Raw genomic sequence first — 22,304 nt, 5'->3', positions numbered from 1 at the left:
GTGTGCAATGTCCAAGGGGCAATCGCTGCAGGATCCGTTTCTGAATGCACTTCGGCGCGAACGCGTGCCGGTGTCGGTGTATCTGGTGAATGGCATCAAGTTGCAGGGAACGATCGAATCGTTCGACCAGTTCGTTGTCCTGCTGCGCAATACGGTCAGCCAGATGGTGTACAAGCACGCCATTTCGACCGTGGTGCCGGCACGCAATGTCCGGGTCGGTCCCGGTGGCGGCTATGTGCAGTCCAATGAAGGTGGCGCTGACGGCGCCCAGGAAGAAGACGACGTTGAATGAAGTAAGTCACTGCGGAGACGCGCGTGTTTGACCGTTCCAAGCGAGGCGAACACGCGCTCCTGATCCAGCCGCACTCCGGCCGGCTGGAAGAAGACGTGCTGGAGGAATTCACCGACCTGGCCCGTTCGGCCGGGGCCAGCATCGCGGCCACCCTGACCGCGCGGATCGACCGTCCCAACGCGTCGATCCTGATCGGCACCGGCAAGCTGGACGAGATCAAGGCGGCCGCCGAGGCCACCGGCGCCGACCTGGTGCTGGTCAACCATGCCCTGTCGCCGTCGCAGGAGCGCAACCTGGAGAAGTTCCTGGAGCGCCGGGTGATCGACCGCACCGGCCTGATCCTGGACATCTTCGCCCAGCGTGCGCACAGCCACGAAGGCAAGCTGCAGGTGGAACTGGCGCAGCTGCGCCACATGTCCACGCGGCTGATCCGCGGCTGGACCCACCTGGAGCGCCAGCGCGGCGGTTCCATCGGCCTGCGCGGGCCGGGTGAAACCCAGCTGGAAACCGACCGCCGCCTGCTGCAGAAGCGGGTCGAACGGCTGCAGAAGCGACTGGAAAAGGTCGAAGTGCAGCGCACCCAGATGCGCCGCGCCCGCGTGCGCAGCGAACTGCCTCGCGTGGCGCTGGTGGGGTACACCAATGCCGGCAAGTCGACCCTGTTCAACGCGCTGACCGGCGCCGAGGCGTATGCGGCCGACAAGCTGTTCGCCACCCTGGACCCGACCGTGCGTCGCATCGCGGTGCCGGGCGGCAACGTGGTGCTGGCCGATACCGTCGGGTTCGTCCGCGACCTGCCGCACGAGCTGGTGGCCGCGTTCCGCGCGACCCTGAGCGAAGCGCGCGAGGCCGACTTCCTGCTGCACCTGGTCGACGCCGCCGATCCGCATCGCGAGGAGCGCATCGCCCAGGTCGATGAAGTGCTGAACGAAGTCGGCGCGGGCGAACTGCCGCAGATGCTGGTGTTCAACAAGATCGACCGGATCGAGGGCAGCGAAGTCCGCCACGACGGCCAGGACGGCATTCCCGATACCGCGCGCCGCGAACGCGTCTGGATCTCGGCGCGCGATGGCCTCGGCCTGGACCTGCTGCTGTCGGTGCTGGGCAAGCGCCTGGGCCTGCAGCACGTCAGCGGCGACCTGCGCCTGCCGCCGTCGGCCGGCCGCCTGCGCTCGCGCCTGCACCAGCTGGAAGTGGTGCGTGGCGAAACCGCCGACGAGGACGGCTGGCTGCTGCAGGTCGAGATTCCGATCGCCGAAGCCGAGAAGCTGGCCGCAGGCGATGACGGTGCGCCGATCCGTGCGATGTTGCCGGAAAAGGTGCCTGAATGGTGACTTCGGTTCCCACCGACGCGCAGCTTTCCGACCTCGCGCGCGAGGTCGGTCAGCGCCTGCAGCAGGCCTCGCTCCAACTGGTCACCGCTGAAAGCTGCAGTGGCGGCTGGATCGCCAAGGCGATGACCGACATCGCCGGCTCCTCGGCGTTCTTCGACTGCGGCATGGTGGTCTACAGCTACGAGGCCAAGCAGCGACTGCTCGGCGTGCGTGCGCAGACCCTCGAACAATTCGGCGCGGTCAGCCGCGAGACCGTGCTTGAAATGGTTTCCGGCGCGCTGGTCAATTCCGGCGCCGGCATGGCCGTCGCCGTGACCGGCATTGCCGGCCCCGGCGGCGGCAGCCCGGACAAGCCGGTTGGCAGCGTCTGGATCGGCTGGAAGCAGCGCGGTGGCTATGCCCGCGCGCAGCTGTTCCAGTTCGACGGCGACCGCGACGCGATCCGCCGCCAGACCGTCCTGCAGGCACTGACGGGAATTTTCCCGGCGGTGTGACATCCTTCACCCGGGTTGTCGAACGAGGGTGCACCGATGTGGGAAACGCTGGGAACCGTCCGTGACCTGGGGCGCCTGCAGGAAATCGCCTCGGTCCTGATCCGCTACGGCTTCGGCGACCTGGTGCGCCGGATCGGCCTGGCTGACGTGCTCGAACGCGCCGGCCGGCTGCTGCACTGGAACGACACCCAGCAGATCCTGCGCATGACCGCCCCGGTCCGCGTGCGCCGGGCGATGGAAGACCTCGGCCCGACCTTCGTCAAACTCGGCCAGGTCCTGGCCACCCGCGTCGACCTGTTCCCGCCGGACTGGATCGCCGAGTTCTCCGAGCTGCAGAACGCGGTCCCGGCCTTGCCGTATGCGCAGGTCCGCGAGCAGCTGGAACACGACCTTGGCGCGCCGGCGCATGAGGTCTTCGCCTGGCTGGACGAAACCCCGATGGCGGCCGCGTCGCTCGCCCAGGCCCACCGCGCCACCCTGCACGACGGCAGCGCGGTGGTGCTGAAGATCCGCCGCCCCGGCATCCGTGAGGTGATCGAAGCCGACCTGCGCCTGCTGGCACGGCTGGCGGACATCGTCGAAGCGCGGCTGCCCGACCTGCAGCGCTACCGCCCGGCCGAAGTGGTGCAGCAGTTCCAGGTCTCGCTGCGGCGCGAGCTGGATTTCGCCGCCGAATGCCGCAATGCCGAGCGCATCGCGCGCAACTTCGCCGGCCGCAACGACATCCTGATCCCCAAGGTGCATTGGCAGTGGACCTGCGAGAGCCTCAACGTGCAGGACTTCGTCGACGGCATCCCCGGGCGCGACCTGGCCGGCGTCGATGCCGCCGGTCTCGACCGTGTCCGGCTTGCACGCACCGGGGCCCGCATCGTGCTGAAGATGGTGCTGGAGGACGGCTGTTTCCACGCCGACCCGCACCCGGGCAACATCATCTACCTGCGTGACGGCCGCATCGGCGTGATCGACTTCGGCATGGTCGGTGCGATCTCCGAACAGCGCCGCTTCCAGGTCGCGCAGCTGCTGCACGGGCTGGTCGGGCAGGAGCCGGAGGCGGTCACCGACGTGCTGCTGGACTGGTCCGGTGGCGGCGACGTGGACGAATCGCGCCTGCAGCAGGACATCAGCGCCTTCGTCGACCAGTATCGCGGGGTGCCGCTGAAGGACCTGCACATGGGCCTGATGCTGGGCAACATCACCCAGATCCTGCGCCAGTACGCGCTGACCCTGCCGGCCGACCTCGCCTTGATGATCAAGACCTTCCTGACCCTGGAGGGCATGGGCCGCCAGCTCGACCCGCAGTTCGACATGGCCACCGCCGCGCGCCCGTTCCTGGAACGGGTGATGTGGCAGCGCTTCGCCCCGTCCGCGCTGCTCAAGCGCGGCAAGCGCAGCGTGGCCGGCCTGCTCGACCTGGCCGGCGACCTGCCGCGCGACGTGCGCCAGCTGGTGCAGATGGCGCGCCGCGGGCGCCTGCAGTTGAAGGTGGAGACCACCGCGCTGCAGGGGTTTGGGGAGCAGGTGAACCGGGCGGCGAACCGGCTGGTGGTCGGGATCGTGACTGCGGCGCTGATCATTGGCTCGTCGATCGTGATGCACAGCGTGGGCGGGCTTTCCAGTCGCTGGCTGCTGGCGCTCGGCGTGGCGGGGTTCGTGGGGGCGGGGCTGTGCGGGGTGTGGATCCTGTTTTCGATCTGGCGGAGCGGGCGGGGACCGTAATGGGGGGCATGAACCTCTGACGGGTGGCTTCGGTTCGTCCAAACGTCGGAGGGTCGGCGGCCAAGGTGGGGCATGGATACGGACGCATGCCTTCGCTTTTTTGTGTCGGCACTTGTAGAAACGACGCGTTAGTAGTATTACTACTAACCATGGACCTTACCGACACCCAGCAGGCGATCCTGCAGTTGATCGCCGAGCGTATCGAGACCGACGGCGCGCCGCCGTCGCAGACGGAAATCGCCCGTGCGTTCGGCTTCAAGGGCGTCCGGGCCGCGCAGTACCACCTGGAAGCGCTGGAACAGGCCGGGGCGATCCGTCGCATTCCCGGCCAGGCGCGGGGCATCCGGCTGGTCCAGGCGCCGCCGCTGCAGGACGGCCTGCCGGGCGCGCTGGCGGTGCCGGCGCTGCCCGACCACGTGCTGCGCCTGCCGGTGCTGGGCCGGGTCGCGGCCGGCCTGCCGATCGGCGCGGACATCGGCTCGGACGACTTCGTGGTGCTGGACCGGGTGTTCTTCTCGCCCGCGCCGGACTACCTGCTCAAGGTCCAGGGCGACTCGATGATCGACGAAGGCATCTTCGACGGCGACCTGATCGGCGTCCATCGCACCCGCGACGCCCGCTCGGGCCAGATCGTGGTGGCCCGCATCGATGACGAGATCACCGTCAAGCTGCTCAAGATGGGCAAGGACCGGATCCGGCTGCTGCCGCGCAACCCGGACTACCAGCCCATCGAAGTCCTGCCCGACCAGGACTTCGCCATTGAAGGGCTCTACTGCGGGCTGCTGCGCCCGAACCGCTGATGCCTTCAACGCGCGAAATGCACGGTCTTTTGTGGCGATTCTCTGGTTCTGCTGAGGTTGGTACGGATGTCCGATAATTTTTTTCCGAATGCCGGGCAGAATCTCAGCCTGTGCGATACGCCAACTTTAAAGTGACCCCGTGGCCAAGAAGACCTCCAAAGACAACACCTCCAACGACATGACCTCTGCAAGGACCAATCCGATGGACGAGAACAAGAAGCGCGCCCTCACCGCCGCCCTGAGCCAGATCGAAAAGCAGTTCGGCAAAGGCTCGGTCATGCGCATGGGCGACCGCGTCATCGAAGCCGTCGAGGCGATCCCGACCGGCTCGCTGATGCTCGACATCGCGCTCGGCATCGGCGGCCTGCCCAAGGGCCGTGTCGTGGAAATCTACGGTCCGGAATCCTCGGGCAAGACCACCCTGACCCTGCAGGCCATTGCCGAATGCCAGAAGAAGGGCGGCACCGCGGCCTTCATCGACGCCGAGCACGCCCTGGACCCGATCTACGCCGCCAAGCTGGGCGTGAACGTGGATGACCTGCTGCTGTCCCAGCCGGACACCGGCGAGCAGGCGCTGGAAATCGCCGACATGCTGGTCCGTTCGGGCTCGGTGGACATCGTGGTGGTCGACTCGGTCGCCGCGCTGACCCCCAAGGCCGAAATCGAAGGCGAAATGGGCGACCAGCTGCCGGGCCTGCAGGCCCGCCTGATGAGCCAGGCGCTGCGCAAGCTGACCGGCAACATCAAGCGCTCCAACACCCTGGTGGTGTTCATCAACCAGCTGCGCATGAAGATCGGCGTGATGATGCCGGGCCAGAGCCCGGAAGTGACCACCGGCGGCAACGCGCTGAAGTTCTACGCCTCGGTCCGGCTCGACATCCGCCGCATCGGCGCGATCAAGAAGGGCGACGAGATCATCGGCAACCAGACCAAGATCAAGGTCGTCAAGAACAAGCTGGCGCCCCCGTTCAAGCAGGTCATCACCGAGATCCTGTACGGCGAAGGCATCAGCCGCGAAGGCGAACTGATCGACATGGGCGTGGAAGCCAAGCTGGTCGAGAAGGCCGGCGCCTGGTACAGCTACGGCGAAGAGCGCATCGGCCAGGGCAAGGACAACGCCCGCGGTTACCTGCGCGACAACCCGCAGGTGGCCCAGCGCCTGGAAGCGGAGCTGCGCGAGAAGTTCCAGCCGGCCGAAGCCGCCCGTGAGGCCGGCGACGACGAAGGCGACGACGAAGAGTGAGTTTCCTGCGGGGCAGGGCGGCGCCGTCAGTGACGCTCGCCCTGTCCCGCAGTTTCAGTAGCAGAGGTTGCCATGTTCGACTCCGATGCCCCGGAACCCGGCCGCAGGAAGCGCCGCGTACGTGAACAGACTCCCGTCCAACGGGCGCTGGGGCTGCTGGTCCGCCGGGAGCACTCGCGCAAGGAACTGACCCGCAAGCTCACCGCGCGCGGCATCGAGACCGAGGCCGCCACCGCAGCGGTGGAGAAGCTGACCGAAGCCGGCTGGCAGGACGACACCCGCTTTGCCGAGAACCTGGTCCGCATGCGCGCCAACACCGGCTACGGACCGCTTCACATCCGTGCCGAACTCGGCACCCACGGCCTGGACAGCGAGCAGATCGCCGCGGCCATGGACACCTTCGAGGGCGACTGGACCGACAACGCCCGCGACCTGGTCCGCCGTCGCTTCGGCGAGGCCGGCCCGCAGGAGCTGGCGCAGCGCCGCAAGGCGGCCGATCTGCTGGCCCGCCGGGGGTTCGACGGCGACAGCATCCGCCGGGCCACCCGATTCGATCCCGAAGATTAAGGCCGGGCACGCGCCGCGTGTCCCCATGCCCCGGGCCTGTTACCCTTGGTGGTTTCGGCGGTCCTGTAGGTGACACCCGGCCATAGGGGCCGCGTGCCAGGGGCCGACCGGCCCGCAGACAGCCAGCCCCCCATGACCGAATCCGCCAAATTCACCACCTCCCAGATCCGCAGCGACTTCCTTGAGTTCTTCAAGGGCAAGGGCCACACCATCGTGCCGTCGGCGCCGCTGGTGCCGGGCAACGACCCGACCCTGCTGTTCACCAACTCCGGCATGGTGCAGTTCAAGGACGTGTTCCTTGGCGCCGAGAAGCGCAGCTACGTGCGCGCGGCCGACGTGCAGCGCTGCCTGCGCGCCGGCGGCAAGCACAACGACCTGGACCAGGTCGGCTACACCGCGCGCCACCACACCTTCTTTGAAATGCTGGGCAACTGGTCGTTCGGCGACTATTTCAAGAAGGACGCCATCGCCTGGGCCTGGGAGCTGCTGACCCAGGTCTGGAAGCTGCCGGCCGACCGCCTGCTGGTCACCGTCTACCAGACCGACGATGAGGCCTACGCGCTGTGGCGCGACATGGTCGGCATTCCGGAAGAGCGCATCGTGCGCATCGGCGACAACAAGGGTGCGCCGTTCGCGTCGGACAACTTCTGGCAGATGGCCGACACCGGTCCGTGCGGCCCGTGCACCGAGATCTTCTACGACCACGGTGCCCACATCGCCGGTGGGCCCCCGGGCTCGCCGGACGAAGACGGCGACCGCTATATCGAGATCTGGAACCTGGTGTTCATGCAGTTCGACCGCCAGCCCGACGGCAGCCTGGTGCCGCTGCCGGCGCCGTGCGTGGACACCGGCATGGGCCTGGAGCGCCTGGCCGCGATCCTGCAGCACGTGCACACCAACTATGAAATCGACCTGTTCCAGGCGCTGATCCGCAAGGCCAGTGAACTGACCGGCATGGCCGACCTGGAGAACAAGTCGCTGCGCGTGATCGCCGATCACATCCGCGCCTGTTCGTTCCTGATCGTCGACGGCGTGCTGCCGTCCAACGAAGGCCGTGGCTACGTGCTGCGCCGGATCATCCGTCGCGCGCTGCGCCATGGCTGGATGCTGGGCGTGCGCCAGCCGTTCTTCAGCAAGCTGGTGCCGACCCTGGTCGAGCAGATGGGCGAAGCCTACGCGGAACTGCCGGCCCAGGCCGACACCGTGGTGCCTGCGCTGCAGGCCGAAGAAGAGCGCTTTGCGCAGACCCTCGACTCGGGCATGAAGATCTTCGACGACGTGGCGGCGCAGGTGACCAATGGCGTCATCCCGGGCGTGGATGCCTTCCGTCTGTACGACACCTACGGCTTCCCGCTCGACCTGACCCAGGACATCGCGCGCGAGCGCGACCTGACCGTCGACATCGACGGCTTCAATGCCGCGATGGAAAAGCAGCGCGACGACGGCCGCAAGGGCGGCAAGTTCGGCGGCGGCGTGACCCTGTCGGCCGAGCTGGTCGCGACCCTGACGCCGACCGTGTTCCTCGGCTATGACCGCCTGCAGGCCGACGGCCTGACCGTGGTCGCCCTGCTCAAGGACGGCCGCCCGGTCGACAGCGCGCAGGCCGGTGACGAGCTGATCGTGCTTACCGACAAGACCCCGTTCTACGCCGAATCCGGCGGTCAGGTCGGCGACACCGGCCAGCTGCTCGGCAACGGTGCGCAGCTGCAGATCACCGACACGCAGAAGTTCGCCGGCCAGTTCCATGGCCATGTCGGCACCCTGGCCCAGGGCAGCCTGAAGGTGGGCGACGTGCTCAGCGGCCAGGTCGATGGCCAGCGCCGCGGCGCCACCATCCTCAATCACTCGGCCACCCACCTGCTGCACGCCGCCCTGCGCGAAGTGCTCGGCACGCATGTGCAGCAGAAGGGTTCGCTGGTCGCGCCGGACCGCCTGCGCTTCGACTTCTCGCATTTCCAGCCGATCAGCGCCGACGAACTGGCGGTGATCGAGCGCAAGGTCAACGAACAGGTGCGCGCCAACAACGCCGCCGAAGTCCACACCATGGCCATGCAGGAAGCGCTCGATTTCGGCGCGATGGCCCTGTTCGGCGAGAAGTACGGCGAAAACGTGCGCGTGCTGAAGATGGGCGACTACTCCACCGAACTGTGCGGCGGTACCCACGTGTCGCGCACCGGCGACATCGGCCTGTTCAAGATCACCTCCGAAGGCGGTGTGTCCTCGGGCGTGCGCCGCATTGAAGCGGTGACCGGGCAGGGCGCCTTGGATTACGTGGCGCACGAAGAAGCGCAGCTGGCCGAAGCCGCCGCGCTGCTCGGCGGCAACGTCGGTGAGGTGGTCGACAAGATCCGCCAGCTGGCCGAACGCCAGAAGAAACTGGACCGCGAACTGGAGTCGCTCAAGGCCAAGCAGGCTGCTGGCGCGACCTCGGATCTCGGTTCCAGCGCAGTTGAGGTCAAAGGCGTCAAGATTCTGGCCGCGCGTCTGGAAGGTTTCGACGCCAAGGCACTGCGTGAAGCGATCGACCGCCTCAAGCAGCAGCTGGGCGATACGGTGATCGTGCTGGCCGGTACCCAGGACGGCAAGGCCGCCCTGGTGGCGGGCGTGAACGGCAGCGCAACCGGCAAGGTCAAGGCCGGGGAACTGTTGTCCCACATCGCCGGTCAGATCGGAGGCAAGGGCGGCGGCCGCCCGGACCTCGCCCAGGGTGGTGGTGAGGACGGGCCCGCCCTTGCTTCTGCACTGGCGGCTGTCGTGGACTGGGTCACCCCGCGTATCTGAACGCCTGAAGCCTCCTGCTCCTTGATGGCTCGGGAGGCCTGACGGTACTATGGCTAATCCTTTCCCTTTGTCGTGTGGCGTACCCCAAGGGCGCGCCGAGCCGGTGGGGAAAATCCACCGGTTCCCTGGAGACTTGCAAAAATGTTGATCCTGACTCGCCGTGTTGGCGAAACCCTGATGATCGGTGACTCGGTCAGCGTGACCGTGCTCGGCGTCAAGGGCAACCAGGTGCGTATCGGTATCACCGCTCCGAAGGACGTGGCCGTGCACCGCGAAGAGATTTACCAGCGCATCCAGCGCGGCGACGAGCCGAATGCATCGGGAAGTGAAAATTCTTCCGATTAAGGCTTTACGTTGGGGTGTGAAAAACGTTATTCTTCGCGCCCCCGCTGAGAAGAAACACGCAGCGGCAGGACCAGATCTGGAGCGGTGCCCGAGTGGCTGAAGGGGCTCCCCTGCTAAGGGAGTATACGGCCAAAAACTGTATCGAGGGTTCGAATCCCTCCCGCTCCGCCAGTAGTAGAAAAGGCCTTCGTACGCGAGTACGAAGGCCTTTTTCTTTTACCGCTTGCCGCGATTACAGCGGCAGGTCGAACACCAGTACTTCGGCATCATTGGCGTTCTCCAGCACCACCTGCGACTCGTCGGTGATCTGCAGCGCGTCGCCGGTATCCAGGGTGATGCCATTGACCTGCAGCTGGCCACGGGCCACCTGTACATAGGCGCCACGCTTCGCGCCGAGGGCAAGGTGCGCGCGCTCGTCGCCGTCCAGGATCGTCGCGTAGATGTTGGCGTCCTGGTGGATCAGCAGCGAGCCGTCGCGGCCGTCCTTCGAGGCGATCAGGCGCAGCTGGCCGCGCTTGGCCTCCGGGGCGAAGTGGGTTTCCTGGTAGCTCGGGGTGATGTTCTCGGTATCCGGGAACAGCCAGATCTGCAGGAAGTGCACGGTCTCGTCGGCCGAGTGGTTGAATTCGCTGTGGCTGACCCCGCTGCCGGCGCTCATGCGCTGCACGTCGCCGTAGCGCAGCACCGAGCCGGTGCCCATCGAGTCCTTGTGCTCCAGCGCACCGCCAAGAACGTAGGAGACGATCTCCATGTTGCTGTGGCTGTGGGTGCCAAAGCCCTGGCCGCCGATCACCTTGTCCTCGTTGATCACCCGCAGCGGGCCGAAGCTGGTGTAGCGCGGGTCGTAGTAGTTGGCGAAGGAGAAGGTGTGCTGGGAGTTCAGCCAGCCATGGTTGGCCTGGCCACGGGTAGCGCTCTTGCGGATCTGCAGCATGGTGGTTCTCCTCGGGTGTTCGATGGTTTCGATGGTGGTCCGGGGTGGTTTGGGCCGCCACCTTTCCTGTTGGGGCCCAGTATCCGCTTGCGCCTCCGCTTTGAAAAACGGATAGTTTTGGCAGCCATCATCGAAAATTTCGAATGCTCAAGCTCAGCCTCGACGCGCTGCAGATCCTGGATGCCATCGACCGCCGCGGCTCGTTCGCCTCGGCCGGCAAGGAACTGCACAAGGTGCCCTCGACCATTTCCTACACGGTCTCCAAGCTGGAGCAGGACCTGGGGGTGCAGCTGTTCGACCGGATCGGCCCGCGCGCGGAGCTGACCGAGGCCGGCGTGGCCCTGCTCGAGGACGGGCGGCACCTGCTGCGCGCGGCCCGTGAGCTGGAGATGCGGGTGCGCCGCGTCGCCTCCGGCTGGGAGGCCGAGCTGACCCTGGGCATCGACTCGATGTTCCAGCCGGCCCTGCTGGCCGGGGACATCGCCGACTTCAGCGCGGTGGCCGAGCAGACCCGGGTGCGGATGATCAGCGAGGCGCTGTCGGGCACCTGGGAGGCGCTGCTGGACCGGCGTGCCGACCTGCTGGTGGGCGCGGCGGGCGAGGGCCCCAGTGGCGGCGGCTACGTGGTGGAGCCGCTGGGCGTGGTCCGCTTCGTGTTCGCGGTGGCGCCGGGGCACCCGCTGGCCGCCGTGACCGAGCCGCTGGGCCGGGAGCAGCTGGCCGCCCATTGCGCGATCGCGGTGGCCGACTCGGCGCGGCGGCTGCTGCCCCGCACGGTGGGCCTGCTGATGGGCCAGGACACCGTGACCGTGCCGGACATGCTCAGCAAGTACCGGCTGCAGTGCGCCGGCCTGGGCTTCGGTTTCCTGCCCGAGCCCTACGTGCAGGCGGCGGTGGCACAGGGGCGGCTGGTGGTGCGGCAGGTCGAGGAGCCCAAGCCGGACGAGACCTTCTGGCTGGCCTGGCGCACCGGCGAGGAGGGCGCGGCCCTGCGCTGGTGGCGCGAGCGCCTGCAGCAGCCCGGGCATATGGAGGCGTGGTGGGGGCAGATGCAGGGCTGGCTGGCATCCTGAACGATTGCCGGCGTGTCACGGTTCGGTCATCTGGTTGCGGTAGAGGGGCCGCGGGCGCCTCGGTAACCTGCCGGGCTCCACGTCGTGCACCTGATTCCCATGAAACGCCTCCTGCTGCTGTTGCTGGCGGGCGCCGGCCTCTGGCTGGCGGCCTGCTCGTCCCTTTCAACTTCGTCTGCCTCCACCTCGCTCAGTGACCGGCTGGTTGCGCCGGGCGGCGTCTCCACGCTGTTGGACACTGCCCGCATCGCCGAGGCGGTGGAGGCGGTGCCCAACCGTCATGGTTTCGTGACCGGCCGCGCCGGCGTGCCGCTGTTCTGGCGTGCGTTCGACCCGGGCCGCTACGGCCTGCAGTACCACTACCTGGCGCAGCATCACGACAACGGCGAACCGCTGGATACCGGCCTGCAGCTGGCGCTGCCCACGCCGTTCCAGGCGCAGGCGCCGCGCGGCACCGTGGTGCTGCTGCACGGCTGGATGATGAACGGCGATTCGATGCTGCCGTGGTCATTGCAGCTGGCCCAGTCCGGCTACCGGGTGGTCACCATCGACCTGCGCAACCACGGCCACTCCGGCGCCGGCCCGTCCGGCTACGGCACGTTCGAGTCCGACGATGTGATCGACGTGATCGACGCGCTGCAGGCGGGGGGTGAGGTGGTCGGACCGCTGTACCTGTTCGGCGTCTCCTACGGCGCGGCCACCGCGCTGTTCACCGCCGACAAGCTCGGCGACCGGGTCACCGGCGTGGTCGCGATGGAGTCGTTCGCCAATGCCGGCGATGCGATCCGCAGCATGATCCCGCACCTGATGTCGCTGCAGCCCACCGCATGGAAGGCGCAGGCCCTGGCCGCCTATGGGCGCTGGCTGTACGGCGGGCAGGACATCGACAAGGTGATCGCGGCGGCCAGCCAGCGCCTGGACCTGGACCTGGACCGCGTGGATGTCACCCGCGCGGTAGCGGACTCACGCGCGTGCGTGCTGCTGCTGCACGGCCAGGACGATGCGCATGTGCCTGTGGGGCAGGGCCGTTTGATCGCGGCGGCCAGCGATCGCGTGCAGTACATCGAACTGCGTGGCGAAGACCACATCACGCTGCCGCTGCGGCTGGACCTGCTGGGCGGGGTGGTGGACGACTGGCTCGCACACGACGATCACGCGGGCGGCAAATGCCCGGCACCGGGACTGCCGGCAGAAGCGGACAGGCTGGCAATGGCAGATGCAATGTCCAAGCGCGCAGGGTAGAGCCACGCCCTGCGTGGCTGCGGACCCAACAAAAAAGGCAGCCCATGGCTGCCTTTTTTCTCATCGCTGCAATGGTGCGCCCGGAGAGATTCGAACTCCCGACCGCCTGGTTCGTAGCCAGGTACTCTATCCAACTGAGCTACGGGCGCATTTGCATTGATCTGTCGCGATGTAATGGTGCGCCCGGAGAGATTCGAACTCCCGACCGCCTGGTTCGTAGCCAGGTACTCTATCCAACTGAGCTACGGGCGCATTTACATCACGTTTTTCTACAACCCTGTTGATGGTGCGCCCGGAGAGATTCGAACTCCCGACCGCCTGGTTCGTAGCCAGGTACTCTATCCAACTGAGCTACGGGCGCGTCAACAGGAGCGGAATTATGCGGATCGACGCCGCATCCGTCAACGTTTTTGTGAAGGACTTCATTCAAATGAATGAAAAAGCGCTTTCACCACGGCATCCGGCGACTTCATCCATGCGAAGTGATCGGCCCGCGCGCCAAGCGTATCGGCGGGCAGTACCGACAGTGTCGCGGCGACCTGCGGCAGCTTGGCCAGCAGGCCCTGCATGGAGCTGGCGGGGGCGAACCAGTCGTCTGCCAGCACCACCGCGCTGGCCTGGCCGTGCAGGCGGCGCATGCCGGCTTCCAGGTCGGCGCTGATGCCCACGCCCGCGTAGTGGTTGCACCGCCCGACGCGCGCCCAGTCGGCGATCAGTCCGCGCGCCTCGGTGCCGCCAAAGCCCAGCCGGCGCCCGTGCAGCACGCCCTGGCGCTGCGCCAGCCACGGCAGGAAGCGGTACACCAGCGGCAGCAGCCAGCCGCGCGGGGCGGGGAAGGTGCGCCAGTACGGCGTGCCGGTCGCGACCAACCAGAACCGGGCGAACAGGTCCGGGTGCTGCCCGGCGAACACGCAGGCCAGCTGGCCGCCCAAGCTGTGCCCGCCGATGATCAGCGGCGCGTTGCCGTGCAACCGGATCGCCGCCAGGCTGGCCGGCAGGTCCTGTTCGAGGATCTCGCGGTAGCCCCAGTCGCGCTCGCGCGAGGGGCGCAGGCTGCTGCTGCCGTTGCCACGCCATTCGTGCAGGAACACGGCGATGCCGCGTGCTGCCAGCGCATCGGCAAACGACTCGTAGTTGCGCGCCGACACGCCCAGTGCCGGCAGCCACAGCAGCTGTGCGCGCGGCTGCGCCGGGATCCGCGCGATCAGCTCGAAGTGGTGGCCGTCGGTGGTCTCGACCGGAACTCGCACGGAACGGGTCACGCCGGCCGACCCGCGCCGAAGTGGTCGAGCACCAGCACCGCGCTGCGGCCGGGCGTGTAGCCGCCCTGCAGTGCGCGCGCGACGTAATCGATGCCGGCTTCGCAGGCGTTGGGCAGCGAGAGCCCGCAGCACAGCTGGGCCGCAATGGCCGAGGCCAGCGTGCAGCCGGTGCCGTGCGCGTCCACCGGCAGGCGTGCGTGGATGAACTCCTCGCGGGTGACGCCGTCGAAGTAGCGGTCGATCACGCGCGCGCCCTCGGCCAGGTGGCCGCCCTTGAGCAGCACCGCACCCGCGCCAAGGTCGAGCAGCGCCGCAGCGGCATCCTCGGCCTCGTCGGCGGTTTCAATCGGGTGGCCCAGCAGCAGCTCGGCTTCGGGGATGTTCGGGGTCAGCAGCGTGGCCAGCGGCAACAGCCGCGTGCGCAGTGCCTGCAGCGCGCTGTCCTCGAGCAGCTTCGCGCCGCTGGTGGCGACCATCACCGGATCCACGATCACGTGGGTGGGGCGATGGCGCTGCAGGGCATCAGCGACCAGCTCGATCACCCCGGCATTGGCCAACATGCCCAGCTTGACCGCATGGATGTCGAAGTCGGCAAAGCATGCGTCGATCTGCGCCTGCAGGAAGTCCAGCGGCGGCACGTGCACTGCAGTGACCCCGCGGGTGTTCTGTGCAGTGAGTGCGGCAATCGCCGACAGGCCATGCACGCGGTGCGCGGCGAAGGCCTTCAGGTCGGCCTGGATCCCGGCACCACCGCCGGAATCGGAGCCGGCGATGGTGAGGGCGGAAACGGGAGTCGAAGGGCTCATGCCCCGATTGTGCCACGCGGTTCCGCGATCAACGGTCCGTGGGCGGACCATTGAACTGGATTTCCGAAAATGCGTTCGTGGCCGGATCGAACACCGCGCCCCAGAACATCCGCCCGCCATCGCAGACGCGGATCGCCTCGCGCGAGGGATCCACATCGCTGTGGTCGGGCAGGCGGAAGGCGTTGAGGTAGATCACCCTGCGTCCTTCCATTTCGATGCCGACGTACTGGCGGTTGAAGTCGGTGACCCCGGGAATCTGCGCGGCCAGTGTCGGCAGCTGGGCTTCCAGCTGCTCGACCTGCTGGCGGCTCGGCGCCCAGTAGCCGGTGACCCGGCCCGGGGTCTGGCCCGGGCTGGGACGCGAGCAGGTGTCGAGCACCTGCGCAACGATCACCGGGCGGGTCACCACCCAGGACTGGCCGGTCTTGACCGCGGTCGGCACGGTCGCGCCGGGGCGCGTATTGGCAGGCGTGCACGCCGCCGCCAGCGCGGCGAGCGCCAGTGGCACGACTGCTCGGGACAGGGAACGGTTCACAACACCTCCGAAGCGTAGTCGGCCAGGCGCGAACGCTCGCCCCGGCGCAGCGTGATGTGCGCGCTGTGCGGCCAGTTCTTGAAGCGGTCCACCGCGTAGGTCAGGCCCGAGGTGGTTTCAGTCAGGTACGGAGTGTCGATCTGCTCGACGTTGCCCAGGCAGACGATCTTGGTGCCGGGACCGGCACGGGTGATCAGCGTCTTCATCTGCTTCGGGGTGAGGTTCTGCGCCTCGTCCAGGATCAGGTAGCGCGACAGGAAGGTGCGGCCGCGCATGAAGTTCAGCGAGCGGATCTTGATCCGGCTGGCGATCAGGTCGTTGGTGGCCGCGCGACCCCATGCTCCGCCTTCCTGGGTGTGGGTAAGCACTTCCAGGTTGTCGGTCAGCGCGCCCATCCACGGCGTCATCTTCTCTTCTTCGGTGCCGGGCAGGAAGCCGATGTCTTCGCCGACGCTGACCGTGGCGCGGGTCATGATGATCTCGCGGTAGCGCTGCTGGTCCATGGTCTGGGCCAGGCCGGCGGCCAGCGCCAGCAGGGTCTTGCCGGTACCGGCGGTGCCGAGCAGGGTGACGAAGTCGATCTCCGGGTCCATCAGCGCGTTGAGCGCGAAGTTCTGCTCGCGGTTGCGCGCGCTGATGCCCCACACCGCGTGGCTGCCGTGGCGGTAGTCGTTGACCAGCGACAGGATCACCTTGCCGCTGGCGTCGACCTTGGCCACGCGCAGTTCGACTTCATCGTCGCCGGGCAGGTAGGCGTACTGGTTCGGATGCCAGTCTTCGTCGTCGCTGGCGTGGATCTCGTAGCTGGTGCGGCCCTTGTCGCTCCAGCTGCGCAGGTCGTCGGTGTGCTTTTTCCAAAAGTCTTCCGGCAGCTCGGTGGCGCCGGTGTAGAGCAGGCTGAAATCGTCCAGCGCGCGGTCGTTCTCGTAGTCTTCGGACACGATCCCGGCGATCGCCGCCTTGATCCGCAGGTTGATGTCCTTGGAGACGAACACCACCGGAATGTCCGGGGTCTGTTCCTTCAGCGCGAGGATCGCGCCGAGGATGGCGTTGTCCGGAATCACCGCGCCGAAGCTCTTGCCGGCGTCGAAGTGGCTGGTCTGGAAGCGGAGCAGGCCCACGCTCTGCTTGCCGCGCAGCTGCAGCCCGTTGGGACGCTGCAGCGGAATGCCGTCGGCCAGGTTGTCCAGGCCCGAGGCCTGCACCAGCTCGTTGAGGAAGCGGCTCACCTGGCGGGCGTTGCGGCTCGCTTCGGAAGTGCCCTTCTTGCCGTTGTCCAGCTCTTCGATCACCTGCATCGGCAGGTAGACATCATGCTCCTCGAACTTGAACAGCGCGGTTGGATCGTGCATCAGCACGTTGGTATCCAGTACGTAGATGCGCTTGCCTCGGGTCATCGTCATTTCCTGGTGGCAGAACAGGGACAAGCCACCGCGGCCTGCGGGGCAGGGCGATGGCCATTGTGGGGTGCCGGGTTGGTCACTGGGTTTTCGCGGCCTTCAGGGCTTCAAGGACGGATTCGGCGTGGCCGGCGACTTTCACCTTGCGCCACGACTGCACGATACGACTGTCGGGAGAAATGAGGAAGGTGCTGCGTTCGATGCCGCGCACCTGCTTGCCGTACATGTTCTTCAGCTTGATGACGTCGAAGGCGGTGCACAGCGCTTCGTCGGCGTCGCTGATGAGCGGGAAGGCGAACCCCTGCTTGGCGCAGAAGTTGTCGTGCGACTTCACCGAGTCGCGCGAGACGCCCAGCACGCGGGCGCCGGCGCGCTTGAACTGCGGCAGCAGGGCGTTGAAGTCGATGCCCTCGGTGGTGCACCCGGGGGTGCTGTCCTTGGGGTAGAAGTACAGCACCAGCCACTGGCCGGCCAGCGTGCCGAGGGTGGTGCTGTCGCCGCCGGACAACGCCAGCGGAAGCGAAAGGGTGGTGCTGTCCAGGGTATCGCCGTTGTTCATGAGGTCCTTGCTGCGGAGCCTGAGTGACGCGTTTTACAACTGCATGAAACACCGCGCCCGGGTGACGGGCGCGCGAAACCGTCAGAACTTCATCGGGTCCATGATCGCGTCCAGGTTCAGGTGGTCGCAGAACTCGAGGAAATCGTCGCGCAGGGCGGCGATGTGCATGTTGGCCGGCACGCCGATGGTGACCTGCGCCGAGAACATCTCCGCGCCGGTCTGCATGGCGCGATAGCGGGTGCTCTGCAGGTTTTCGATGGTGATGCCCTGGCGGTCGAAGAAGTCGGCCAGCTGGAACAGGATGCCGGGCTTGTCGGCGGCGATCACTTCGACGATGTAGGGCAGCAGGTTGGACTGCGCCTGCTTGGCGCCGGTGCGGTACCACACCAGCTTCAGGCCTTCCTCGCGCTCGAGCCGGGTCAGCATGGCTTCGAGCTTGGCCACGGCGTCCCAGGAGCCGGTCGCCAGGGCGGTGACCGAGACGTCGCGGCCCACGGTGGACAGGCGGGCGTCGACCAGGTTGCAGCCGCTGTCGGCGATGCGCCGGGTAACGGGCAGCAGGGGAGACTCCGGATGCGTCGTGTAGGCGTTGATCAGGAGGTGGTTTTCGGTCGGCGCAGGCCGCGGCGTGGAGTCGGTCAAGGGGGTTCCGGTAATGCGGGGTGAGTCTGAACGGCGCCGAGGGGCGCACGTTCGCCGGAGTCCAGCATACTTGCCCGCGCTTTCGACCCGCAAGTAACATGCAACGTACCTCAGGCCGCGCTTTTCCGCGGCCTTTGGCCCCCTTACTTCCGAGCATCGTTTCCTTGTCCCTTTCCGGTCTCATCACCGCGCTGGCCACGCCTTTCCAGGCCAATGGCGCATTGGATCCCGACGGTTGGCAGCGCCTGCTGCACCTGCAACTGGAGGGTGGCGTTCACGGGGTGGTGGTCGCCGGTTCGACCGGTGAAGCCTCGACCCTGTCCGACGACGAGTACGACCAGCTGCTGCGCAGCGCGGTCAAAACGGTCGCCGGGCGCATTCCGGTGCTGGCCGGTACCGGTCTGTCGGGAACGGCCAAAACGATCGCGCAGACCCGCCGTGCGGCGGCCAGCGGCGCCACCCATGCGCTGGTGGTGACGCCGCCGTACGTGCGCCCGACCCAGGCCGGCCTGGTCGCGCATTACCGTGCGGTGGCCGACCAGGGTGGCCTGCCGGTGGTCCTGTACAACGTGCCGGGCCGTACCGGCTGCGACATGCTGCCGGAGACGGTGGCCGAGCTGGCGGCGCACCCGAACATCGTGGGGATCAAGGAAGCGGTGGGCGACATCGGCCGGGTCCAGGCCCTGCTGGCGCTGCGTTCGCCGGACTTCGCGATCCTCAGTGGCGACGACGGCACGGCGGCGCGCTCGATCCTGTCGGGCGTGGACGGGCTGATCTCGGTCGGCTCGAATGCGCTGCCGGGCGCCTACCGCCGGATGTGCGACCTGGCTGCGGCCGGGGAGCGCGAGGCCACCGAGGCGTGGGATGCACGCCTGGAGCCGTTCCATGAATTCTGCGGGGTGGAGCCCAACCCGATTCCGGTGAAGGACCTGCTGCGCCGCATCGGCATCGGCCAAGGCCTGCGCCTGCCGCTGCTGCCGCTCTCGGCCGCCCACCACGCTGCCGCCGAACACCTGGCCACCGACATCGGTGCGCTCGAAGCCCTTTCCAGCCACTGAATACAGTGGCCTGACCCAGGAGATCCACATGCGTCAATCCGTTTCCGTCCTCCGCGTGCTGTCGTTCGCGATCGTGGCCACCGCTACCCTGGTCGGCACCACCGGCTGCTTCAAGCGCGGCGCCCGCGGCGACTACGCCATGGCCCCGGAAGTGCGTCCGCTGGAAGTCCCGCCGGACCTGAACGCGCCGGGCAACAACCCGGCCGCGCAGGTGCCGGTGCTGGCCTCGCAGGCGGCCAAGCCGGCCCCGACCCAGGCAGCCGCCAACACCGCCGGTTTCACCATTCCGGGCACCAAGGAAGAGGTGTTCGGCAAGGTCGGCACCGCGCTGGAGTCCGTTGAAGGCGTGAAGATCGCCAGCAAGGCCCAGCTGCTCGGTTCCTACGACGTGAACTTCGAGGGCAGCGACTTCCTGGTCCGCGTGGTCGCCGTCGAAGCCGGCGCCTACATCTCGGCCGTCGACCCGCGCGGCCTGCCGGCCACCGGCGCCGCCCCGACCAAGCTGCTGGGCGAGCTGAAGGCCAAGCTGGCGCAGTAATGCTTGCCGCGCCGGGTTCATTGCCTGGCGCGTTTCTCTGATTGCATGCAATCACCTGGAGCCGGGCTTTGCCCGGCTTCATGCGTTTCGGCGAACAGCCGTTGGGTGCGGGGTTTCCCTGGTCAGGGCCGTCGGGTGCGGGTTTGTGGGGGACGCCGTAAATACATCCATGTAGGCTCATCGCCGCATCGATGCGGCTCGTGCCCCCTCAAACCCACCCCCGCCGACCCTCCGACGGTGGGTCGCAGGCCACGGGAAAAGCCGGTGTGTCGACCGATGGTCGACACGGAAGTGGGGGCTGCTGGTCTACGGGGGACACGCATGGCGTGTCAACACGGGTAGGGTTGGTTCCCAAACAACCGCCGTGAACGAAACAACGCCCGATAACGCATGACAAATGAACGAATCAATGCGTCGGCCGCAGGCCGATATCGGCGTTTCCTATGGCTACCTGCATCCTGTCGATGGGTCGGCGGGGGTGGGGGTACGGGACCGTGAAGGCACATGGATGTGCCGCCCGAGCCTAACGGGAGATTTAAGGCGTGTCCCGTACCCCCACCCCCGCCGGCCCCAACCAGGGAACCCGGCAGCCACCGGCTGTTGGCCCAAATGCACGAAGCCGGGCAACGCCCGGCGCCAGGTCATCAATCGCGACCGAGCACAAAAAAGGCGCCATTAGGCGCCTTTTCAGCTTCACCGCTCCAGATATTGGAGCTTGTCCGGCTTGCCATCCCATTCGGCGGCGTCCTCCGGCGGGTCCTTGCGTACGGTCAGCACCGGCCAGGCCTTGGCCAGCTCGGCGTTGAGCGCTACGAAGCCTTCCTGCCCGGCGGGCACGTCGTCTTCCGGGAAGATCGCGTTGACCGGGCATTCCGGCTCGCACAGGGTGCAGTCGATGCACTCGTCCGGGTCGATCACCAGGAAGTTCGGGCCTTCGTGGAAGCAGTCCACGGGGCACACTTCCACGCAATCGGTGTGTTTGCACTTGATGCAGTTTTCGGTGACGACAAAGGGCATGGCTGGATCTGGATCCGACGTTGAGCCGGACAATTCTAGAACAGTTGCGGCTTTGACGCAGTGCACGATGCGCTGGGGGCCGCCGCTGGGGTTGAATGCGTTGGCTAGCGGTAGACAGGCTGGGGAGCCGGGACCGCCTGTTGCGTTGACTCGTCGCTGTTCCCTTCCTGCCAGGGTCCTTCATGTCCACAACACTCAGCGCCACCGCCGTCCGCGGCGAAAACACCGCCTTCATCGTCCTGATCAGCTGCGTCGCCACGATCGGCGGCTTCCTGTTCGGCTTCGACAGCGGCGTCATCAACGGCACCGTCGACGGCCTCAAGCAGACCTTCCAGTCCAGCGAGGCCGGCATCGGCTTCGAGGTCGCCTCCATGCTGCTCGGCTGCGCCGTGGGTGCCTTCTTCGCCGGCCGCCTCGGCGACCGGATCGGCCGGCGCGGCGTGCTGATCATCGCCGCCGTGATGTTCCTGCTGTCCGCGCTCGGTGCCGGGTCCGCCCACACCTCGCTGGCCTTCGTGATCGCCCGCGTCGTCGGCGGCATCGCCGTCGGCGCCGCCAGCGTCATGTCCCCCGCCTACATCGCCGAAGTCGCCTCCGCGCGTTATCGCGGCCGGCTTGCCACCGTGCAGCAGATCGCCATCATCAGCGGCCTGTTCTGCGCGTTCCTCAGCAACTTCCTGCTCGCCCGCGCCGCCGGCGCCTCCACCGAAGTGCTGTGGCTGGGCCAGGAAGCCTGGCGCTGGATGTTCTGGATGCAGGCCATTCCCTCCGCACTGTTCCTCGTCCTGCTGCTGGCGATCCCGGAAAGTCCGCGCTACCTGATGGTCAAGAAGCGTCGCGCCGAAGCGCTCGCGGTCATGACCCGACTGTACGGTGCCGACGAGGCCCAGGCCAAGATCGCCGAGATCGAAGGCTCGCTCGCCCAGGACCAGCATCGCCCGCGCCTGTCCGACCTGGTCGACAAGACCACCGGCAAGCTGCGCACCATCGTCTGGATCGGCATCGGCCTGGCCGTGTTCCAGCAGCTGGTCGGCATCAATGTCGTGTTCTATTACGGCGCGGTGCTGTGGCAGGCGGTCGGCTTCTCCGAAAACGACGCGCTGCTGATCAACGTCCTGTCCGGCGCGCTCAGCATCGGCGCCTGCCTGCTGACCGTGGTGCTGATCGACCGCATCGGCCGCAAGCCGCTGCTCTGGGTCGGCTCGGTCGGCATGGCCGTCTCGCTGGCGCTGATGGTGGTGGCGTTCTCCAGCGGCCACCTCGCTGATGGCCGCCTGCAGCTGTCCGATGGCATGGGCCGCCTGGCGCTGGTCGCCGCCAACGTCTACGTGGTGTTCTTCAACATGTCCTGGGGCCCGGTGATGTGGGTGATGCTGGGCGAGATGTTCCCCAACCAGATCCGCGGCTCGGGCCTGGCCGTGGCCGGCGCCGCGCAGTGGAGCGCCAATTTCGCCATTACCGTGACCTTCCCGGTCCTGCTGGCCAGCATCGGCCTGGCCGGTGCCTACGGCATCTACACCGTGGCGGCGGTGGCCTCGATCTTCTTTGTGCTGCGCTACGTGCGTGAGACCAAGGGCAAGGAACTCGAGCAGATGGTCGGGTAGGGGACCCGGCCGCCCGCAACGCAAAAACCCCGCCGAGGCGGGGTTTTTCGTAGGTCAGCGCG

The 22,304-nt window shown here is 67.3% G+C and carries 22 protein-coding genes and 4 tRNA genes; 15 read left to right on the top strand and 11 right to left on the bottom strand.

The genetic code is table 11. The features are described 5' to 3' along the window. Nucleotides 1-7: 7 nt before the first annotated feature. The 10 genes from hfq (at nt 8) to C2U58_RS10330 (ending at nt 9,743) form a co-directional block, all read left to right on the top strand. Nucleotides 8-292, top strand: coding sequence for an RNA chaperone Hfq (hfq, locus tag C2U58_RS10375; RefSeq protein WP_068850887.1), 285 nt, complete (start codon nt 8-10; stop codon nt 290-292). Nucleotides 293-315: 23 nt separating this feature from the next. Then, a complete protein-coding gene (hflX, locus tag C2U58_RS10370; protein ID WP_102945776.1) occupies nt 316-1,626 on the top strand; it encodes a ribosome rescue GTPase HflX in 1,311 nt (436 codons plus the stop codon). Then, the gene (locus C2U58_RS10365) at nt 1,620-2,120 is read left to right on the top strand and encodes a CinA family protein (protein WP_102945775.1); all 501 of its coding nucleotides are present in this window, start codon (nt 1,620-1,622) and stop codon (nt 2,118-2,120) included. The genes hflX and C2U58_RS10365 overlap by 7 nt, the downstream gene beginning before the upstream one ends. A gap of 36 nt (nt 2,121-2,156) precedes the next feature. Beyond that, nucleotides 2,157-3,836 (top strand): 2-polyprenylphenol 6-hydroxylase, encoded by a 1,680-nt coding sequence (ubiB, locus tag C2U58_RS10360; RefSeq protein ID WP_102945774.1) that lies wholly within the window; start codon nt 2,157-2,159, stop codon nt 3,834-3,836. A 149-nt stretch (nt 3,837-3,985) separates the two neighbouring features. Then, nucleotides 3,986-4,636 (top strand): transcriptional repressor LexA, encoded by a 651-nt coding sequence (gene lexA / locus C2U58_RS10355; RefSeq protein WP_102945773.1) that lies wholly within the window; start codon nt 3,986-3,988, stop codon nt 4,634-4,636. Between the two features lie 202 nt (nt 4,637-4,838). Then, on the top strand, nt 4,839-5,879 hold the full coding sequence (recA, locus tag C2U58_RS10350; RefSeq protein ID WP_102945772.1) for a recombinase RecA: 1,041 nt from the start codon (nt 4,839-4,841) through the stop codon (nt 5,877-5,879). Between the two features lie 72 nt (nt 5,880-5,951). After that, nucleotides 5,952-6,446, top strand: a complete 495-nt coding sequence (recX, locus tag C2U58_RS10345; RefSeq protein WP_102945771.1) for a recombination regulator RecX — start codon at nt 5,952-5,954, stop codon at nt 6,444-6,446. Between the two features lie 132 nt (nt 6,447-6,578). Beyond that, nucleotides 6,579-9,227, top strand: a complete 2,649-nt coding sequence (gene alaS, locus C2U58_RS10340) for an alanine--tRNA ligase (protein WP_102945770.1) — start codon at nt 6,579-6,581, stop codon at nt 9,225-9,227. Nucleotides 9,228-9,368: 141 nt separating this feature from the next. Then, on the top strand, nt 9,369-9,572 hold the full coding sequence (gene csrA, locus C2U58_RS10335) for a carbon storage regulator CsrA (RefSeq protein WP_019183311.1): 204 nt from the start codon (nt 9,369-9,371) through the stop codon (nt 9,570-9,572). 78 nt (nt 9,573-9,650) lie between these two features. Beyond that, a tRNA-Ser gene (locus tag C2U58_RS10330) sits at nt 9,651-9,743 on the top strand. A 61-nt stretch (nt 9,744-9,804) separates the two neighbouring features. On the opposite strand, the gene C2U58_RS10325 is transcribed toward C2U58_RS10330, so the two are convergent. Beyond that, nucleotides 9,805-10,506, bottom strand: a complete 702-nt coding sequence (locus C2U58_RS10325; RefSeq protein WP_070207288.1) for a pirin family protein — start codon at nt 10,504-10,506, stop codon at nt 9,805-9,807. 143 nt (nt 10,507-10,649) lie between these two features. Here C2U58_RS10325 and C2U58_RS10320 point away from each other — a divergent pair, with 143 nt between their 5' ends. Both C2U58_RS10320 and C2U58_RS10315 read left to right on the top strand, forming a co-directional pair. Next, nucleotides 10,650-11,579, top strand: a complete 930-nt coding sequence (locus C2U58_RS10320) for a LysR family transcriptional regulator (RefSeq protein ID WP_102945769.1) — start codon at nt 10,650-10,652, stop codon at nt 11,577-11,579. 99 nt (nt 11,580-11,678) lie between these two features. After that, the gene (locus C2U58_RS10315) at nt 11,679-12,821 is read left to right on the top strand and encodes an alpha/beta fold hydrolase (protein WP_102945768.1); all 1,143 of its coding nucleotides are present in this window, start codon (nt 11,679-11,681) and stop codon (nt 12,819-12,821) included. A 72-nt stretch (nt 12,822-12,893) separates the two neighbouring features. On the opposite strand, the gene C2U58_RS10310 is transcribed toward C2U58_RS10315, so the two are convergent. From C2U58_RS10310 to C2U58_RS10270, 9 genes are all read right to left on the bottom strand, one after another. After that, a tRNA-Arg gene (locus C2U58_RS10310) sits at nt 12,894-12,970 on the bottom strand. Between the two features lie 26 nt (nt 12,971-12,996). Then, nucleotides 12,997-13,073, bottom strand: a tRNA-Arg gene (locus C2U58_RS10305). A 32-nt stretch (nt 13,074-13,105) separates the two neighbouring features. After that, a tRNA-Arg gene (locus tag C2U58_RS10300) sits at nt 13,106-13,182 on the bottom strand. A 61-nt stretch (nt 13,183-13,243) separates the two neighbouring features. Next, nucleotides 13,244-14,083 carry an alpha/beta fold hydrolase gene (locus C2U58_RS10295; protein ID WP_102945767.1) on the bottom strand — a complete coding sequence of 280 codons (840 nt, stop codon included), beginning with the start codon at nt 14,081-14,083 and terminating at the stop codon, nt 13,244-13,246. Continuing rightward, on the bottom strand, nt 14,080-14,889 hold the full coding sequence (thiD, locus tag C2U58_RS10290; RefSeq protein ID WP_102945766.1) for a bifunctional hydroxymethylpyrimidine kinase/phosphomethylpyrimidine kinase: 810 nt from the start codon (nt 14,887-14,889) through the stop codon (nt 14,080-14,082). The genes C2U58_RS10295 and thiD overlap by 4 nt, the downstream gene beginning before the upstream one ends. A 28-nt stretch (nt 14,890-14,917) precedes the next feature. Further along, nucleotides 14,918-15,397: a hypothetical protein gene (locus C2U58_RS10285; protein WP_172448127.1), complete on the bottom strand. Its 480-nt coding sequence runs from the start codon at nt 15,395-15,397 to the stop codon at nt 14,918-14,920. Between the two features lie 23 nt (nt 15,398-15,420). After that, entirely contained in the window at nt 15,421-16,821 is a 1,401-nt protein-coding gene (locus C2U58_RS10280; protein ID WP_102945904.1) for a PhoH family protein, read from the bottom strand. Between the two features lie 82 nt (nt 16,822-16,903). Then, complete coding sequence (locus C2U58_RS10275) at nt 16,904-17,383, bottom strand: peroxiredoxin (protein ID WP_102945764.1); 480 nt, start codon at nt 17,381-17,383, stop codon at nt 16,904-16,906. An 81-nt stretch (nt 17,384-17,464) separates the two neighbouring features. Continuing rightward, nucleotides 17,465-18,025, bottom strand: a complete 561-nt coding sequence (locus C2U58_RS10270) for a glycine cleavage system protein R (RefSeq protein WP_102945763.1) — start codon at nt 18,023-18,025, stop codon at nt 17,465-17,467. 164 nt (nt 18,026-18,189) lie between these two features. Between C2U58_RS10270 and dapA the strand changes: the two genes are divergently transcribed. Next, nucleotides 18,190-19,083, top strand: coding sequence for a 4-hydroxy-tetrahydrodipicolinate synthase (gene dapA, locus C2U58_RS10265; protein WP_102945762.1), 894 nt, complete (start codon nt 18,190-18,192; stop codon nt 19,081-19,083). Nucleotides 19,084-19,111: 28 nt separating this feature from the next. Next, nucleotides 19,112-19,621 (top strand): hypothetical protein, encoded by a 510-nt coding sequence (locus tag C2U58_RS10260; RefSeq protein WP_102945761.1) that lies wholly within the window; start codon nt 19,112-19,114, stop codon nt 19,619-19,621. A 693-nt stretch (nt 19,622-20,314) separates the two neighbouring features. On the opposite strand, the gene fdxA is transcribed toward C2U58_RS10260, so the two are convergent. Next, nucleotides 20,315-20,638: a ferredoxin FdxA gene (gene fdxA / locus C2U58_RS10255; RefSeq protein WP_070208875.1), complete on the bottom strand. Its 324-nt coding sequence runs from the start codon at nt 20,636-20,638 to the stop codon at nt 20,315-20,317. Between the two features lie 182 nt (nt 20,639-20,820). Here fdxA and C2U58_RS10250 point away from each other — a divergent pair, with 182 nt between their 5' ends. Continuing rightward, nucleotides 20,821-22,242 carry a sugar porter family MFS transporter gene (locus C2U58_RS10250; RefSeq protein ID WP_102945760.1) on the top strand — a complete coding sequence of 474 codons (1,422 nt, stop codon included), beginning with the start codon at nt 20,821-20,823 and terminating at the stop codon, nt 22,240-22,242. Nucleotides 22,243-22,304: the final 62 nt, after the last annotated feature.

The sequence above is a fragment of the Stenotrophomonas sp. VV52 genome (assembly GCF_002893095.1).
GTDB lineage: Bacteria > Pseudomonadota > Gammaproteobacteria > Xanthomonadales > Xanthomonadaceae > Stenotrophomonas > Stenotrophomonas aracearum.
The sequence above is the reverse complement of the archived record's forward strand: the minus strand, read 5'-3'. Positions and strand labels throughout refer to the sequence as shown.